Source organism: Pantoea eucrina, assembly GCF_001691555.1.
GTDB classification, from domain to species: domain Bacteria; phylum Pseudomonadota; class Gammaproteobacteria; order Enterobacterales; family Enterobacteriaceae; genus Pantoea; species Pantoea borealis.
The window spans coordinates 2,476,057-2,492,861 of record NZ_MAYN01000008.1 but is presented as its reverse complement, the minus strand read 5'-3'; the positions used below and the strand labels follow the sequence as shown (position 1 = coordinate 2,492,861).

Below are 16,805 nucleotides of genomic sequence, written 5' to 3'. Positions count from 1 at the left end.
TATGGCGACTTATCTTAGCAACGATTTTCGTTCCGGTCTTAAAATCATGTTCGAAGGCGAACCGTATGCCATCGAATCCAGTGAATTCGTAAAACCGGGTAAAGGCCAGGCTTTCGCACGCGTTAAAATGCGTCGTCTGCTGACCGGTTCTCGCGTTGAGAAGACCTTCAAATCTACCGACTCTGCCGAAGGCGCAGACGTTCGTGATATGACGCTGCAGTACTCTTACAACGACGGTGACTTCTTCTACTTCATGCACCCTGAGTCGTTTGAACAGTACCAGGTTGAAGCCAAAGTACTGGATGACGTGACCAAGTGGCTGCAGGACAACGCAGAGTGTATCGTAACCCTGTGGAACGATAAACCGATTGCCGTTCAGCCGCCAAACTTCATCGAAGCAGAAATCACTGAAACCGATCCGGGCCTGAAAGGCGATACCGCAGGTACCGGCGGCAAGCCAGCGACCCTCTCTACCGGCGCAGTGATCAAAGTGCCACTCTTCGTTCAGATTGGCGAAGTGGTGAAAGTTGACACCCGCTCGGGTGAATACGTTTCCCGCGTAAAATAAGCACGACATCAGCACTCAATCAGGCGCATCAGTGATGCGCCTTTTTTTATGGCCGCGAAACGCGATGGCGGCGTGAATTTTTCCGGGGCGCAGCTACCAGGGCTGCAGAAGCAGGCTATGCTTTAAAAGCTGTACTTTTACTGCAACCAACAAGGATATGGCTATGTTTAAGAAAAGTATTGTCGCAATTTTCTCTGTGCTGGTGCTCTCTTCAGTACTGAGCGGCTGTAACACCACGCGCGGCGTTGGTGAGGATGTTGAAGCGGGTGGTCAGGCAATTCAGCGCAGCACCCAGTAAAATCTGCCGGTGCGAAAGCCTTCGCACCGCTCTTCTTCTCGCCTGACCTGCCGGATCCTCTTCCGCTACGCCTCGTTGTTTGCAGCTTCTGTTCCGGGTAGACTTCCACCCCTTATTCGTATGAGGAGTCATCACCATGAGCGAAACGGCAAGCTGGCAGCCGAGCGCACCCATTGCCAATTTGTTGAAACGCGCCGCGATTCTGGCGGAAATCAGGCGTTTCTTTGCCGATCGCGGCGTGCTGGAAGTGGATACCCCGGCAATGAGCCAGGCCACCATCACAGATATTCACCTGGTGCCGTTTCAGACGCGTTTTGTCGGACCTGGCGCCAGCGAAGGTCGCGATCTCTGGCTGATGACCAGCCCGGAATATCATATGAAACGGCTGCTGGCGGCCGGCAGCGGGCCGATTTATCAGATGGGGCGCTGCTTCCGCAATGAAGAAGCGGGGCGCCATCACAATCCTGAATTCACCATGCTGGAGTGGTACCGCCCGCACTACGATATGTATCGTCTGATGAACGAGGTGGACGATCTGCTGCAGCAGGTGCTGGAGTGTGACAGCGCAGAATCCCTCTCCTATCAGCAGGCGTTTATCCGTCATCTGGAGATTGATCCGCTCTCTGCGGATAAAACGCAGCTGCGCGAAGCCGCGACAAAGCTTGGCGAGGGAGAGCTGGCGCAGCGTGAAGATGACCGTGATACGCTGCTGCAGCTGCTGTTTATGCTGGGCGTGGAGCCAAAAATTGGCAATGACAAACCCTGCTTTGTCTACCACTTCCCGGCAAGCCAGGCTGCGCTGGCGGAGATCAGTACCGAAGATCATCGCGTTGCTGAACGCTTTGAGGTTTATTACAAAGGGGTTGAGCTGGCGAACGGGTTTCGCGAGCTGACCGACAGCCGCGAGCAGCGCCAGCGTTTTGAACAGGATAACCGCCGTCGCGCGGCACGCGGACTGCCGCAGCATCCGATTGACCACTATTTGCTGGATGCGCTGGCGCACGGTATGCCAGCCTGTTCCGGCGTGGCGCTGGGCGTAGATCGTCTGATTATGCTGGCGCTGAAAGCCAGTGCGCTGAGCGACGTGATCGCGTTTCCGGTCGACAGAAGCTGAGAACGTTAGGTTAAGCGCGGCGCCTGATGGCGCCGCGGCTTACTGGGCGGTGGTCACGGGCGCGGCAGCTTCCGGAAACTCCTGAATCGTGACCGGCAGCGTCATTTTCTGCTCATTACGCAGGATCTGCACATCAATCACTGAACCGGGGCGGATTTCTGCCACCTGATCCATCGTCTCCTGCGCGGAAAGGGCAGGCTTGCCATTGACCTGCAGCAGCACATCGTTGGCCTGGATCCCGGCGCTGTCTGCCGGACCGCCCGGCGCTACGCTGTTAACAATTATTCCCTGTACGCGATCGAGATTGCTGCCCTGACCGTGCAGCGGCGGCAGTTCACGTCCGGTGATGCCGATATAGCCGCGGATCACCCGGCCGTCGCGGATCAGCTTATCCATGATTTTTGCGGCCAGCGCGGTAGGGATCGCGAAGCCGATACCTTCCGGTGTTTCTCCGTCGTTGCTTTTATCAAACGTCAGCGTGTTGATACCCATCAGCTCGCCGAGCGAGTTGATCAGGGCGCCGCCCGAGTTGCCCTGATTAATTGAGGCATCGGTCTGCAGGAAATTTTGCCGGCCGGAGGAGCTTAGCCCGATGCGTCCGGTCGCGCTGATAATGCCCTGTGTGACCGTCTGCCCGAGATTATAGGGGTTGCCAATCGCCATCACGACGTCACCAATGTGTGCTATCCGCGCGGCATTAATGGGGATAACCGGCAGGCCTGATGCGCTGATTTTGAGCACGGCTAAATCGGTCATAGCATCGGAGCCTACCAGGGTCGCCTCAAAAAAGCGGCCATCCTGCAGCGCCACGATGATCTGATCGGCGTTGTTGATAACGTGCTTGTTGGTCAGGATGTACCCTTTCGCGTTCATGATCACACCCGAACCCAGAGTGGTGATGCCGCGATTATTGTTACCGTGGGCGCTGCGGTTGTAGACATTGACTACGGCGGGCACGGCGCGGCGCACCCCCGGGTTAAAACTGAAAGGGGTTTCGTCAGCGCTGCTTTCATGATCAAAAGTGACGTCACTGCCCATACGCAGCGCCGGAATCGCAACAAGCAGCAAGCCTGCTACGATCAGGCCCATCACCACTGCACGCAAAAGTTTAAGAAACATGATGTTATTTCAAGCCAGGTGAGATCGCAGGGCAGAATAACATGAGAAAGGCGGACACACACCTGCTTGTCCGCCTGTCGGTGGGATTATCTCAGCAGCAGATAGATACTCTCGTCGCCGCGCACAACATTCAGCGCCAGCACCGGCGGTTTGCCCTCCAGCACTTTACGCATCTCGGCGAGGCTCTGTACCCGGGTACGGTTCACACCAATAATCACATCATCTTTCTGCAGGCCGACCTGCTCAGCGGTCGTGCCTTTTTCGATGGTATCGACTTTAACGCCTTTATCGCCTGTTTTGGTGTTGCCGTCGCTCAGCTGCGCGCCCTGCAGGGCAGGAGACATCAGCTGCGCACTGGCGGTGCTCTGCGCGCTCTGCTCCAGCGTAACGGTCACGCTGACCGGCTTACCGTCGCGCAGCAGGCCGAGTTTCACCTGCTGGCCTGGCGGGGTGGTGCCTACTTTAACGCGCAGCTCGGCGAAGCTGGCGATCGGCTTGTCGTTGATAGAGGTGATGATATCGCCCGACTTTATCCCCGCTTTCTCTGCGGCAGATTTTGGCAATACCTCAGAGACAAATGCGCCGCGCTGTGCGTCAACGTTGAACGCTTTCGCAATATCCGCCGTCATCTCTGTGCCTTTGATCCCCAGCTGACCGCGCTTCACTTCGCCGAACTGAATCAGCTGCTGCGCCAGGTTGATGGCCATATCACTGGGGATGGCGAAGCCGATGCCAATATTCCCGCCGCTTGATGCCAGGATCGCGGTGTTGATACCGATCAGTTCGCCGTTCAGGTTAACCAGCGCGCCACCGGAGTTGCCGCGGTTGATTGCCGCATCAGTCTGGATAAAGTTTTCGAGACCTTCAAGATTAAGGCCGCTGCGGCCGAGTGCAGAGATGATCCCGGAGGTGGCCGTCTGACCCAGGCCAAACGGGTTACCGATGGCCACCGCAAAGTCGCCGACTTTCAGCGCATCAGAATCTGCGATTTTCACCTGCGTCAGGTTTTTAGCCCCTTCGACCTGAATCAGAGCGATATCTGTCTGCTCATCATGACCAATCAGTTTGGCATCATATTCATTGCCGTCGCTGAGCTGGACGCTGATTTTATCCGCGCCGTTCACGACGTGGTTATTCGTCAGAATGTAGCCTTTTGCCGCATCAATAATGACACCTGAACCCAGACCTTCAAACGGCTGAGGCTGCGACTGGCCGGGTGCCTGGCCGAAAAAGCGCTTCAGCGGTTCCGGGATCTCCTGCGCCTGCTGGCCACTGTCGCTGCCCTCTACATGCACGCTGACCACCGCCGGCAGTACTTTCTCCAGCATCGGGGCGAGGCTCGGCAGTGCCTGGCCCTGAATCTGCGCCGGAAGCGTGGCCATCGCCCCTGGCGTTGCGGCCAGGCTCATGCTGATACTCAGGGCCAGTGCGCTTAATAGTTTTGTTTGTTTTTTCATGGGTTATCAGGCTCTCGCTGCGAATAGGGGAGTACAGGAAGTGTGACAATCGTTTACTGCAAGTGTTCGAAACAAAAAGGGCACCGCATGAGGCGGTGCCCTGAAAAGATTAATTGCGGGTTGGCGTATTGCGCTCGCTGCCGCGCAGTAATCCGGAGGCACCTTCAGAGTAGTCGCGCGGGATCTGAACCGGCGCCTGATCGTTATCTGCTTCCGCTTCCGTCAGCTGATAGGCAAACGGATTTTTTTCGCCCGGCAGATTAGGCAGCAGATCGTTAGATCCTTTCGCCATATGCTGATACAGCTGGCGATAGTCGCGCGCCATATTATCCAGCAGCTCTGCGCTCTGGGCAAAGTGGTTGGTGAGCTCTTCACGATAATCCGCCAGCTCAGCCTTTGATTTTTCCAGCTCATACTGCATGCTGCGCTGTTCCCGCAGTTTTTTGTTGCCAAAACGCATAGCGACTGCGCCGACAATAATGCCAATCACTAAACCAATCAGCCCGTATTCCCAGGTCATAATAACTCCCGTGTAATTTCCGTTGCTTCGTAGGGCATTGCTTCAACTTCAACTTCAGTTTCACTATGAGTCACTATACCCGTTAATCTGCAGGAAGTGGAACTATCGGACTGTATCGCTTAGTGTAGAGCGGCCTAATTTTCAGCAACCGACACGTGAATCGGACTTTTCAGGGATTCAGAGAGAACCATGCAAACCTCATCTCCGCTTGCGCGCTATGAGCAGGCGCTGTCGCAGGGCGAGTTCCGCCCGGACGACGTACAACGTGAAGCTATTACCCGCCTGGACGCTATCCAGCAAGGGTTGATTGCCCGTCAGCAGCCGCGTGAAAACAGCAGTCGCGGATTGCTGGGACGCCTCTCCCGGCTGGTCAGCAAGGAGAAAGCAGCGCCAGAAGCACCGGTACGGGGCCTCTATATGTGGGGCGGCGTTGGCCGGGGAAAAACCTGGGTCATGGACCTGTTTTTTCAGTCAATTCCTGGCGATCGTAAACTGCGGCTGCACTTTCATCGCTTTATGCTGCGGGTGCATGAAGAGCTGACGCAGCTGCAGGGGCAAAGCGATCCGCTGCAGATTGTGGCCGACCGTTTTAAAGCGGAGACCGATATCCTCTGCTTTGATGAATTTTTTGTCTCTGACATTACCGATGCCATGCTGCTGGGTACGCTGATGGAGGCGCTGTTTGCACGCGGTATTGCCCTGGTCGCCACCTCCAATATTCCGCCGGATGATCTCTACCGCAACGGTCTGCAGCGCGCGCGCTTCCTGCCCGCTATTGAACAGATCAAACAGCACTGTGAGGTGATGAACGCGGATGCCGGCATCGACTACCGTCTGCGTACGCTGACGTCGGCGCATCTGTGGAATCATCCGCTTAACGACGCCACGCAGGCGGAGATGACGCGCATGTTTCGTGCGCTGGCGGGCGGAGCGCCCGAGGATGCACCGGTGCTGGAGATTAACCATCGGGAGATGCCTACCCGGGGAGTACATGAAGGCGTGCTCGCGATCGATTTTCTGACGCTGTGCGGGGCGGGGCGCAGCCAGCATGACTATATCGAGCTGTCGCGGCGCTTCCATAGCGTACTGCTGTTTGATGTGCCGGTAATGATTTATAAAACCGAAGATCAGGCGCGCCGCTTTCTGGCGCTGGTGGATGAATTTTACGAACGCCATGTCAAGCTGGTGGTAGCAGCAGAAACCTCGCTGTTTGAAATTTATCAGGGAACCCGGCTGAAGTTTGAGTATCAGCGCTGTCTGTCACGCCTGCAGGAGATGCAGAGCGAGGAGTATCTCCGGCTGCCGCATCTGCCGTAACGCCTGGCCAGAAATCGTGAATTTTGTCGCAAAAAGGTTCGATTTTTAAATCTGACTTCTCTATAATCTTGCGACCCCACGTTACAGCACAGCATTTCTTTTCCCGGAAAGCTGTGTGATCCGGTAACTCTACCTGAGGGGGTGGGCTTGCTGGGCGAAATGGTCGCGTGAGCCTCAATCGTTAACTTAGCGTTTGGGATTTCACCAACGTGTAACTTTTATTTGGGTAAGCTTTTCAATGAAAACTTTTACAGCTAAACCAGAAACCGTACAGCGTGACTGGTATGTTGTTGACGCAACTGGCAAAACCTTGGGTCGCCTGGCGACTGAACTGGCGCGCCGTCTGCGTGGTAAGCACAAAGCGGAATACACTCCGCACGTTGACACCGGTGATTACATCATCGTTCTGAACGCGGACAAAGTTGCTGTAACCGGCAACAAGCGTACCGACAAGATTTACTATCACCACACTGGTCACATCGGTGGTATCAAGCAGGCGACCTTCGAAGAGATGATTGCCCGCCGTCCTGAGCGTGTGATTGAAATCGCGGTTAAAGGCATGCTGCCAAAAGGCCCACTGGGTCGTGCTATGTACCGTAAACTGAAAGTTTACGCAGGCAACGAGCACAACCACGCGGCGCAGCAACCGCAAGTTCTTGACATTTAATCGGGATTATAGGCAATGGCTGAAACTCAAAACTACGGCACTGGTCGCCGCAAAAGCTCTGCCGCTCGCGTCTTTATCAAGCCGGGTAGCGGTAACATCGTAATTAACCAGCGCTCTCTGGAGCAGTACTTCGGTCGCGAGACTGCACGCATGGTCGTGCGTCAGCCGCTGGAGCTGGTTGATATGGTTGGTAAACTGGATCTGTACATCACCGTTAAAGGTGGTGGTATTTCTGGTCAGGCTGGTGCGATCCGTCACGGTATCACCCGCGCTCTGATGGAATACGACGAATCTCTGCGTGCAGAACTGCGCAAAGCGGGCTTTGTTACCCGTGATGCTCGTCAGGTTGAACGTAAGAAAGTCGGCCTGCGTAAAGCACGTCGTCGTCCTCAGTTCTCCAAGCGTTAATTGCTTACTGCTTCGGCAGTGTCAATTGGCTCAAAAAACCCGCTTCGGCGGGTTTTTTATTGGCCGTTACGCTGGTAAAGCAGTGTAAAAACGCGAGCTTTCCCGGCTATTTGCCCGCAAATACGTAACCCCGCCCCACAAGCTGCTTAAAATCTGGTAAACTCACTGACACTTTGCGCCCGCGAGCCGCGGCCTGAACTGACGCTCCGCTCCGGACATGAGCAGGCTATCAGTGCTGCCCTGCCGTGTGCGAGTCCGATGAGCAGGTGAGTCGCCGTGTGGTTGGCTATTCGCAGTATATTTTTGTGAACAAACTTGGAGGTTTTCATGGCTGTCGCTGCCAACAAACGTTCGGTAATGACGCTGTTTTCTGGTCCGACTGACATTTTCAGCCATCAGGTACGTATCGTACTGGCTGAAAAGGGCGTCAGCGTGGAGATCGAGCAGGTTGAACCAGATAATCTGCCGCAGGATCTGATTGACCTCAACCCGTATCGCACTGTACCTACGCTGGTCGACCGTGAACTGACGCTGTATGAATCACGCATCATCATGGAGTATCTGGATGAGCGTTTTCCGCATCCTCCGCTGATGCCGGTTTATCCGGTTGCACGTGGCGAAAGCCGTCTGATGATGCATCGCATCGAGCAGGACTGGTATAGCCTGCTGCGCACTATTGAAACCACCAGCGGTGCTGAGGCAGATGCTGCGCGCAAACAGCTGCGCGAAGAGCTGCTGGCGATTGCGCCGCTGTTTGCCCGCACGCCGTTCTTTATGAGCGAAGAGTTCAGCCTGGTGGATTGCTACCTGGCGCCGCTGCTGTGGCGTCTGCCGCAGATGGGCGTTGATCTGAGCGGTGCCGGCTCTAAAGAGCTGAAAGGTTATATGACACGCGTATTTGAACGTGACTCCTTCCTCGCCTCGCTGACGGAAGCTGAACGGGAAATGCGCCTGCAGGCTCGGGGCTAAGTATGGAAATGTCGCAACTCACCGCGCGTCGCCCCTACCTGCTGCGGGCATTTTACGACTGGCTGCTGGATAACCAGCTGACGCCGCATCTGGTAGTGGATATCAATCTGCCTGGTGTACAGGTGCCGCTGGAGTATGCGCGCGACGGACAGATCGTGCTGAATATTGCGCCGCGTGCGGTAGGCAATCTCGATCTTTCTAATGACGAAGTGCGCTTCAACGCGCGTTTTGGCGGCGTGCCGCGTCAGGTTTCCGTGCCGATGGCAGCGGTCATGGCTATCTATGCGCGTGAAAATGGCGCAGGTACCATGTTCGAACCGGAACCGGTCTACGACCAGGCGATGGACGATCAGGAAGCGGGTCACGAAGAGACGGTGATGTCGGTTATCGATGGCGATCGCCCGGATGATGCGCCGGATGAGGATCATTCTCCTGACGACGAACCACCGCCGCGCGGCGGCCGTCCTTCACTGCGCGTCGTTAAGTAATCTCTCTGCGTAAAAAAAACGGGCCTGATGGCCCGTTTTTTTATGCTGTGACTCAGTAGACGTCACGCAGATAGCGTTTATCTTTCTTCAGCTGATCGATATACGCTGCGGCACGCTCTCCGGACAGACCGCCGCATTGACGTACCACTTCATACAGCGCGGCGTCGACATCTTTCGCCATACGCGATGCATCACCGCAGACGTAAAAGTACGCGCCTTCCTGCAGCCAGGCGTAAAGCTCGGCGCCTTTCTCCAGCATCCGGTTCTGCACATAAATTTTCTCTTCCTGATCGCGCGAGAAGGCGAGATCGAGGTGCGTCAGCAGACCGCTCTGCTGCCAGCCATGCAGCTCATCATTGTAGATATAATCATGTTCCTGATGCTGATCGCCGAAAAACAGCCAGTTTTTACCTTTCGCTTCCGTTGCCTGACGTTCCTGCAGAAACGCGCGAAACGGTGCAATACCGGTGCCCGGCCCGACCATAATCAGCGGCGCATTGCCATCAGCTGGCACGCGGAACGCTTTGTTAGGCGAAATAAAGATTGCCGGTTTCTCGCCGCGACGTACGCGCTCAGCCAGATAGGTAGAACAGACGCCTTTACGCTCGCGTCCGCCGCTGTGATAGCGCACAGAAGCGATGGTCAGGTGCACCTGATCGGGATGCGCTTTGGCGCTGGATGAGATGGAGTAAGCGCGGTGCTGCAGCGGACGCAGCATGGCCACAAATTCCGGCACCGACAGGCTGCGCTTCAGCTCCAGCTGCAGCAGATCGAGGCTGTCTTTACCCCACAGCCAGTTGGCCAGCGTATCTTTATCATCGTGCTGCAGTACATGCAGCAGCTCCTGGTTGGCGGTGTGCTGGCCAATCCACTCGATCAGCTTGCGTGACGGCTCGGAGATCTCAAACTGATAGGTCAGCAGATCGCCCAGATTGCGATCAAAGCCCGGCACCGGCGTTTCATAATCTGCTTTCAGCTCAGTCAGCAGCAGCGAGACCAGGGCAGCGTCGTTGACCGGGATAATACCCAGCGCATCGCCCGCTTCATATTTCAGGCCACTGCCGCTGAGGTCAAACTCAAAGTGGCGGATATCTTTAGCCGACTGTTCGCCAGAAAGGCGTTTATTGGTGATCAGTGCAGCCGCAAACGGGTTCTGTTTATTGCTGCCGGGAATAACCGGTGCTTCCGGTGCGCTTTCCAGCACGGTACCGCTGCTGCCGGCGCTGGCCGCAAACTGTGGCATCGCGCTGCCAATCCAGGCATCGGACGGCTCTTCAAAATCGATATCGCAGTCGATGCGATCCACCACCCGGCGGGCACCCAGCTGTTCAAGACGCATATCGATAAATTTACCCGCCTGGCAGAAACCGTCGTAGCCGGTATCACCAATTGCCAGTACGGCAAAGTGCATCTGCTCCAGGCGCGGCGCGGTGCTGGCTGAAATTGCCTGCCAGAACAGCTGCGCGTTGTCAGGCATTTCCCCTTCACCATAGGTTGAGGTCACAATCAGCACATGACGCATGGTCGTGAAGACTTCAAGATCCACCTCGCCCAGCGCCTGCACCACCGGTACCAGACCTTTGGCACGCGCTGCTTTGGCTGCAGTCTGGGCCAGCGCTTCGGCATTGCCGGTCTGAGAGCCGAACAGAATATGCAGCTGCGTGGTCGCGCCGGCGCCGGCGGAAGGTGCTGTCTGCTTATCGTCCAGCACTAACAGGCGCGAGTGGAGACCGGCGAGAAAGCCCGCCAGCCAGTATTTCTGCTCACCGTTAAACGGTGCGTCTTCAGGAATGTAAGGAATCTTCATGATACGGGTACTCAATCCTGTTAGTAATGTTCACTCTTAAGGCTCAAATGCCGGGCTGACGCGATCAGGAGAGTTTTCCGACCGCCGCCGCAATTTCCGGGAGCGCCGCACGCGCAAACAGCTCTTCAAAGTCCGGCAGGTGACCCAGCACATCGCGATGGCGCGCATCCTGATAAATGATCCAGCCATAGGTCGCCAGACTATCCATGGAACGAATATTACGCTGCGTTAAAGCCGCTTTGTAATCCGCCATGCGTTTTGCCGCGATCAGGCTTGCCAGCTCATCATCGCTGTAGCTCTCAATCGCCGCACGGGCGTGCCGCTGCAGCTTGCTGACCAGCGAGAAGTCCTCAGTCATCAGCAGGTTGCGTACGGCTTTTTCAACTGCCGGATCTTCCACTGCGGTGCCTTTCGGCAGCTTGCCCAGCGCCAGCTGCTGCGCAAAACTCAGCACGGTGTAGTTGTTAAGCAGGACAAACATCTCCTGCGTATCGGTTGCACCGTAGGCGGGCACGGCCCCGTCAGCAATGGTTTTGCCGCTGCGCCACGCCGCTTTGAATTTGGCTACCTGATGCGCAGCCAGCGAGGTTGACAGCTCTTCCAGCAGGTCTTTGCGTGATTTTGCTTTCAGGATCTCGCCGCCATCCTGGTAGAGCAGCAGCGAACGCGGCATGACGTAAACAAAGTGCTGGCATTCGCTCTCCCAGTTCGCCAGCAGCCAGGCCGCACGCGGTGAACGCGTCGCTTCCAGATGCCAGTTCAGCATGGTCAGTACCGCCTGCTTATGCACGCGCGCCATCTCGTTGTCATCCGCAATGGAACCAAACAGTACGGAGTCTCCCGCCGCATGGCCGGCAAGGTTGCCATACGGATCATACTGGTAAGCGAAACCGCCACTCATGCCGTTGCCAAAGCCTTTGCCAAACGTGCCGAGGTTAAGGATGGCGCCGTTGGTCATATATTCGCAGCAGAAATCGCCCACGCCTTCCACTACGGCAGTGGCGCCGGAGTTGCGTACCGCGAAGCGATCGCCTGCCTGGCCCTGCACAAACAGCCGGCCACCGGTTGCGCCAAACAGCGCAAAGTTGCCGATCAGCACGTTGCCGTCGCTATCCTGCGCGCCGCCACCGGGTGACATGACCACCAGCTCACCGCCACACTGGCCTTTGCCTACGCCATCGTTGCAGGTGCCATAGTGCTGCATCAGCATACCGTCGTTGCAGAACGCTCCGAATGACTGTCCGGCTGCGCCCTGGGTATGGATGTGCACGGTGCGTGGCGCCAGGTAGTGACGCCCGCGGTCGTCTTTCAGTACTGCCGGCAGCACGGCACGCTGCTCAGCAGGCAGCGTATGGTTCAGCAGCCGCTCAATATCGATAGCCAGCTGTCCGCCGACGCTTTTGTTGCGGTTGTTCAGCGTCACGCCGTTGCCCAGGGTAACCTCACGGCCTGCCTGTTCAATCAGCTGCGACGTCACTTCTGTGACCCAGCCATCGTCGAGCGTGAAATCTTTTTCCAGATAGACCGGATGCGCGATTTTCTGTTCCGGTACTACCGTCAGCATGGCGCGCAGATCGAGTTTGCCCACTTCCAGCGGGTGATCCATCAGGTGCAGCAGATCGGCACGGCCACGCGCTTCACGCAGCGAGCGCAGGCCGAGGCGGGCAAGAAACTCACGCACTTCCTGAGCCACGTTAATGAAGTACTGTGCCAGCTGACGCGGATCGCCATCAAAAGCTTCAGCATTAGTGGTCAGGCCTGCCGGGCATTTCACATTGCAGTTCTTCGCCATGACACACTTCAGCATCATCAGGGCCGTGGTACCAAACTCAAAGCTGTCGCCGCCCAGCAGCGCAGACTTGATGACGTCGCTGCCGGTCTGCTGCGCGCCGGAGCAGCGCAGCTGTACTTTGTCGCGCAGGCCATTGGCGCACAGCGCCTGATGCACCTCAGCAATACCGATTTCCGCCACGCGGCCGGTATATTTCAGGCTGGTTACCGATGCCGCACCGGTTCCGCCGGTATTACCTGCCACGTTAATCACGTCGGCGCCGGCTTTGGCCACGCCAACGGCAATGGTGCCGATGCCCTCTGAGGAGACCAGTTTGACAATAACGCGCACGCGCGCAGCTTTGCAGTCGTGGATCAGCTGTGCCAGATCTTCAATAGAGTAGGTGTCATGATGAGGCGGAGGCGACACCAGCTCTACACCCGGCGTACCGCCGCGGGCGGCAGCAATCTCTACCGTGACCTTAGGCGCCGGCAGCTGACCGCCCTCACCAGGTTTTGCACCCTGACCAATTTTGATCTCCAGCTCTTCCAGCATTGGATCGGCCAGATAGGCCGCCCAGACGCCAAAACGTCCTGATGCCAGCTGTTTGATGCGTGAAGCGCGGATCGTACCGTGACGCGAATAGTGCTCACCGCCTTCACCACAGTTACTCATGCCGCCCACCATGTTGGTGCCGTGCGCGACGGCTTCATGCGCGGGCGCCACCAGCGCTCCATGGCTCATCGCACCGGAGGCGAAGGTGCGGGTGATTTCGTGTGCCGGCTGGATCTCCTCCAGCGGCAGCGAAGGCAGCGCCGTAAATATTTTTGCCAGATACTCTGCGGCCTTACCATAGGCGGTAATGTGCAGCACATTCTCTTCTACTCTGCTGCTCTCAATGTCATCCCGGAAACGGGTGCTGAGCGCGCGCGCCAGCGCTGCCAGACGCTCCTGCTCTGGTTTCAGACCGGCAATCGCATCGATCAGGCGCAGCTCAAACTGGTTCAGGCTGCCCGCGACGGCCTGACACTGCAGGCCACGGATGGCGAAGCCATTGTTAACCAGTGAATAGCGGCCCAGCTTGCGGCCAAACTCCGCTTCACTGTCCACGTGAGTCAGATCGCAGGGCAGGGCAAGAATGTCGCGCAGGGCGGCCGGACGGCGTTTACGCTCGGCATGCATCAGGCTGGAGAACTGGCGGTAATCCGGCGTGATGGCAAAAGTATCGATGACCGCGTTCGGGATGCGCTCAAAGCTGCTCTCTTTAAAGCTGTCCGCTTTAATGCCAAACGCGTTCTCCAGTCTGGCGAGCGTCATCAGACGGATAAAATTATCCTCTTCGCGCGCTTTATCGGTAAAGCGGATCGGCTGTTCCGTCATATCGATGAAGGTCCGCACGGCGATGGTGCCATAGGAGTGACCAGCACCTTCCGCCCGCTCTTTGAACAGGCCAAGCAGCGGCACTTCCGCTTCACCCTGAATTTTCAGCGCGCTTTGATGCCAGTCTACTGCCATCTGGGCGATGGCCGGGAAGCCTGCACCCCCCACTGGAGTTTTGATATTCGGGAAATATTTTTTCAGCACCGGATCTTCAGTATCGAGAAAATTAGGCTCAAAGAACTCACCGCAGCTGTAGCTCTCAACGGTGCAGAGGCCCACTTTGCCCATGGTTTTCATCAATGCTTTTTCAGCGGCTTTGGCATAGCGCCTGAACGCCTTGTTACCCTCTTCGCCTTCACCAAATTTCTCTTCTGCGCGCATCTGTACGCCCAGCGGGTAGACGGCGGAAGCACCAAAGCCCAGCGTGGCGGCGATATGATGCGATGAGATGCTCTGACCGCTCTCGACCACCAGAGAGACATCCAGACGCAGCCCTTCCTGCACCAGACGCTGGTTAATGGCAGAGATCACCAGCAGCATCGGCATGGCGGCATGCGTGGTTGAAACATGACGATCGGTGATAACGGCAATGCCGCCCTGCGCGCGGGCGAAATCCACCACCTGCTGAGCCAGATTGTCGATCGCTTTTTCCAGCGCGCTGGCGTTAGCGGCGCGGCTGACGATATCTTTGCCTGTCACCGGCTCATAGAGCATTTCAAAACGCGCATAGGGCGCCACGTTCTGCTCGCGCAGGCGCAGCATATCAAGGTGGGTCAGGATCGGACTGGGAACAATAATCTGCTGGCCTTTGCTGCGGCCAAGGTGCGGTTTAGCCCCCAGCGCCACGCGCAGCGTCATGCCATCCGCTTCACGGATAGAGTCGAGCGGCGGGTTAGTCACCTGCGCAAAACGCTGCGAGAAGTAGTGCGCCATGCCGCCTTCATGATCGGAAAGGCCGTTGATGGCGTTGCCGTAACCCATTGCTGAGATCTTTTCAGCACCGGTTTGCAGCATCGGATCCATCATGAACTTGAAGCTTTCCTGGTTGTAGTAGTAAGCAACAAAACGCTGATAGGTTTTGAGATCGCCGCGATAGCGCAGCGGAGAGCCAAGCTTCTCGGCCGGAATTTCCGGCAGCTCGTGCAGCTCAACGCGTGCCGCCTGCAGCAGGGCACGGTAATCTTTTGCAGCCGCCAGTTTTTCCAGCGCTTCAGTCGTGGTATAGGCGCGCTTTTCTTTGTGATCGTAATAGAGCATGCCGCCCGCTTCGATGCGGCCGCGACGCAGCACGCTTTCTGGCGAAAACGCAATCTGACCCGCTTCTGACATGGCGCCGATATAATCAGCGGTTTCCACTGAACGCAGCGGACGCAGGCCCAGGCGGTCCAGACGTGCACCAATCACCTCGCCGTTGCCAAAAATCAGCGCGGCCGGGCCATCATTTTTCTCTTCATACAGTGAAAAGTACTCCAGCATCGCACGCACGTCAGCGGAGAGTGAACTGTCATTCTCCCACGCCGGAGGCATCATAGAGACCACGGCGGTGATCAGGTCGAGATCATCTTCCATCAGGCGGCTGTGAATGCTCTGGTCAAGACGCGAGCTGTCAGACTGGCCTTTAGGACGGACAATTTTTTTACCCCGCGCCAGCATCAGTGCGGCTTCCGCAATGCGGTTTTTACGATCGGTATTCAGCTCTCCGTTATGCGCCATCAGGCGGAACGGCTGTGCCATAGTGGTGTGGGGATCGGTATTGGTAGAGAAGCGGGTATGGAAAAAGAGCCCGCGCACCTGGTGATCGCTGTCGGTAAGATCTTTGAAGTAGGGGATTACTTCGTTGGAGTTCAGACGCGCTTTAAACACCTGCGTGCGTGAAGAGAGTGAGAGCGGATAGAGGCCGCCAAACTCACTTTCGGTAAACGCGCGCGCTTCGATATCCAGCAGCGCCCGGTAGATCTGCCGTTCAAATTCAGTCTGATTCGTTAACGCAGGCGGTGCGGCAAAAACCCACTGCACAATCGGCAGCTGAAAAGCCACGGCGGCAGGGCGTGTCACGCTGTTATCCAGCGGCATGTCGCGCTTCAGCAGCACCGGGAAATTCCATGCGGCCAGGGTCTCTTCAACCAGGCGTTCCGCATTAGCCCGCAGCGTGGCATCTTTCGGCACAAAAAAGTTGCCGACGCCAAACTGGCCAGCTTCCAGCGCCTGACCGGTTAATTTACGGAAAAAGTTAAGCGAAAGATCGACGTTAATGCCGGCACCATCACCGACACCCTCTGCGGACATCCCGCCGCGATGCGGCACGGTACAGAGTGCGCTATGCGCCATCTGCAGAATGTCATGTGTCTGCTCGCCGTCCTTGCGGGTAATAAAACCTACACCACAACTATCGCTGCCTGCGGCCGGATCGTACAAACCATAGGAATGAGGTTTTTGCGTGGACATTGAGAGTCTCCTTAAACTGCTTTAGACATTGCCTGTTCTGTTTCAGGCACAGAGCGCTGACGCGTGCTGTATCACTGGTTTTTTCCGCATTAAGCGCGGGCGTCGCAACACCGAGCAATGACTCTCAGGATCCGGGTATAACGTCCTTGATGAGTTGCTCTTCAATCCGGTCTCTAACGGGAGATAACTTGCATCCAGAGGGAGTCTTCTTGCTGCATAGATATGTCGAGACACAGTCCCGACTGGAAAGCATCCAGCGGAATTTCAACTTATCGGGAAAGCGCACAGAGGTCAAATAGCCAGCGCTGAGCCATATATCTGCAGTAAAAATGGCATAACTGCATGAATTTTATTGATTTTAAGAGTAAATTTATGTCAATAATCGCTAAATTAAACCCCTGCTAAGTGTGAGCCGTCTCACTATCTGCAGGCGGCGATATTACCTCTCCCTGCTGGTACAATCGCTTATGACAGCAT

General features: G+C 56.5%; 13 protein-coding genes. 8 read left to right on the top strand and 5 right to left on the bottom strand.

Annotated features, from left to right (window positions below):
• Nucleotide 1 precedes the first annotated feature (1 nt).
• The 3 genes from efp to epmA all read left to right on the top strand — a co-directional run bounded on the left by efp (nucleotide 2) and on the right by epmA (nucleotide 1,980).
• Complete coding sequence (gene efp, locus BBA90_RS17855; RefSeq protein ID WP_039382139.1) at nucleotides 2-568, top strand: elongation factor P; 567 nt, start codon at nucleotides 2-4, stop codon at nucleotides 566-568.
• Between the two features lie 163 nt (nucleotides 569-731).
• Nucleotides 732-866 carry an entericidin A/B family lipoprotein gene (locus BBA90_RS17850; RefSeq protein WP_039382142.1) on the top strand — a complete coding sequence of 45 codons (135 nt, stop codon included), beginning with the start codon at nucleotides 732-734 and terminating at the stop codon, nucleotides 864-866.
• 136 nt (nucleotides 867-1,002) lie between these two features.
• Complete coding sequence (epmA, locus tag BBA90_RS17845; protein ID WP_065650306.1) at nucleotides 1,003-1,980, top strand: elongation factor P--(R)-beta-lysine ligase; 978 nt, start codon at nucleotides 1,003-1,005, stop codon at nucleotides 1,978-1,980.
• A 39-nt stretch (nucleotides 1,981-2,019) separates the two neighbouring features.
• Here the strand turns inward: epmA and degS are convergent, their stop codons facing one another.
• The 3 genes from degS to zapG form a co-directional block, all read right to left on the bottom strand.
• Nucleotides 2,020-3,099, bottom strand: coding sequence for an outer membrane-stress sensor serine endopeptidase DegS (gene degS / locus BBA90_RS17840; RefSeq protein WP_065650305.1), 1,080 nt, complete (start codon nucleotides 3,097-3,099; stop codon nucleotides 2,020-2,022).
• An 86-nt stretch (nucleotides 3,100-3,185) separates the two neighbouring features.
• Nucleotides 3,186-4,556: a serine endoprotease DegQ gene (degQ, locus tag BBA90_RS17835; protein ID WP_065650304.1), complete on the bottom strand. Its 1,371-nt coding sequence runs from the start codon at nucleotides 4,554-4,556 to the stop codon at nucleotides 3,186-3,188.
• Between the two features lie 109 nt (nucleotides 4,557-4,665).
• Nucleotides 4,666-5,076, bottom strand: a complete 411-nt coding sequence (zapG, locus tag BBA90_RS17830; protein WP_065650303.1) for a Z-ring associated protein ZapG — start codon at nucleotides 5,074-5,076, stop codon at nucleotides 4,666-4,668.
• Nucleotides 5,077-5,265: 189 nt separating this feature from the next.
• Between zapG and zapE the strand changes: the two genes are divergently transcribed.
• The 5 genes from zapE (at nucleotide 5,266) to sspB (ending at nucleotide 8,925) form a co-directional block, all read left to right on the top strand.
• Complete coding sequence (gene zapE / locus BBA90_RS17825) at nucleotides 5,266-6,393, top strand: cell division protein ZapE (protein WP_065650302.1); 1,128 nt, start codon at nucleotides 5,266-5,268, stop codon at nucleotides 6,391-6,393.
• A gap of 238 nt (nucleotides 6,394-6,631) precedes the next feature.
• Nucleotides 6,632-7,060: a 50S ribosomal protein L13 gene (gene rplM / locus BBA90_RS17820; protein ID WP_039382157.1), complete on the top strand. Its 429-nt coding sequence runs from the start codon at nucleotides 6,632-6,634 to the stop codon at nucleotides 7,058-7,060.
• 15 nt (nucleotides 7,061-7,075) lie between these two features.
• Nucleotides 7,076-7,468: a 30S ribosomal protein S9 gene (gene rpsI, locus BBA90_RS17815; RefSeq protein ID WP_039382160.1), complete on the top strand. Its 393-nt coding sequence runs from the start codon at nucleotides 7,076-7,078 to the stop codon at nucleotides 7,466-7,468.
• Nucleotides 7,469-7,795: 327 nt separating this feature from the next.
• Nucleotides 7,796-8,437 carry a stringent starvation protein SspA gene (sspA, locus tag BBA90_RS17810; protein WP_039382163.1) on the top strand — a complete coding sequence of 214 codons (642 nt, stop codon included), beginning with the start codon at nucleotides 7,796-7,798 and terminating at the stop codon, nucleotides 8,435-8,437.
• A gap of 2 nt (nucleotides 8,438-8,439) precedes the next feature.
• Entirely contained in the window at nucleotides 8,440-8,925 is a 486-nt protein-coding gene (gene sspB / locus BBA90_RS17805) for a ClpXP protease specificity-enhancing factor (RefSeq protein ID WP_065650301.1), read from the top strand.
• Nucleotides 8,926-8,977: 52 nt separating this feature from the next.
• Here the strand turns inward: sspB and BBA90_RS17800 are convergent, their stop codons facing one another.
• Together BBA90_RS17800 and BBA90_RS17795 are read right to left on the bottom strand one after the other, a co-directional pair.
• On the bottom strand, nucleotides 8,978-10,732 hold the full coding sequence (locus BBA90_RS17800) for a sulfite reductase subunit alpha (protein WP_065650300.1): 1,755 nt from the start codon (nucleotides 10,730-10,732) through the stop codon (nucleotides 8,978-8,980).
• Between the two features lie 64 nt (nucleotides 10,733-10,796).
• On the bottom strand, nucleotides 10,797-16,328 hold the full coding sequence (locus BBA90_RS17795) for a glutamate synthase-related protein (protein ID WP_065650299.1): 5,532 nt from the start codon (nucleotides 16,326-16,328) through the stop codon (nucleotides 10,797-10,799).
• Nucleotides 16,329-16,805: the final 477 nt, after the last annotated feature.

Coding starts and splice junctions, on each gene's coding strand:
- efp (WP_039382139.1), top strand. CDS start 2: ATGGCGACTTATCTTAGCAACGATTTTCGTTCCGGTCTTAAAATCATG.
- BBA90_RS17850 (WP_039382142.1), top strand. CDS start 732: ATGTTTAAGAAAAGTATTGTCGCAATTTTCTCTGTGCTGGTGCTCTCT.
- epmA (WP_065650306.1), top strand. CDS start 1,003: ATGAGCGAAACGGCAAGCTGGCAGCCGAGCGCACCCATTGCCAATTTG.
- degS (WP_065650305.1), bottom strand. CDS start 3,099: ATGTTTCTTAAACTTTTGCGTGCAGTGGTGATGGGCCTGATCGTAGCA.
- degQ (WP_065650304.1), bottom strand. CDS start 4,556: ATGAAAAAACAAACAAAACTATTAAGCGCACTGGCCCTGAGTATCAGC.
- zapG (WP_065650303.1), bottom strand. CDS start 5,076: ATGACCTGGGAATACGGGCTGATTGGTTTAGTGATTGGCATTATTGTC.
- zapE (WP_065650302.1), top strand. CDS start 5,266: ATGCAAACCTCATCTCCGCTTGCGCGCTATGAGCAGGCGCTGTCGCAG.
- rplM (WP_039382157.1), top strand. CDS start 6,632: ATGAAAACTTTTACAGCTAAACCAGAAACCGTACAGCGTGACTGGTAT.
- rpsI (WP_039382160.1), top strand. CDS start 7,076: ATGGCTGAAACTCAAAACTACGGCACTGGTCGCCGCAAAAGCTCTGCC.
- sspA (WP_039382163.1), top strand. CDS start 7,796: ATGGCTGTCGCTGCCAACAAACGTTCGGTAATGACGCTGTTTTCTGGT.
- sspB (WP_065650301.1), top strand. CDS start 8,440: ATGGAAATGTCGCAACTCACCGCGCGTCGCCCCTACCTGCTGCGGGCA.
- BBA90_RS17800 (WP_065650300.1), bottom strand. CDS start 10,732: ATGAAGATTCCTTACATTCCTGAAGACGCACCGTTTAACGGTGAGCAG.
- BBA90_RS17795 (WP_065650299.1), bottom strand. CDS start 16,328: ATGTCCACGCAAAAACCTCATTCCTATGGTTTGTACGATCCGGCCGCA.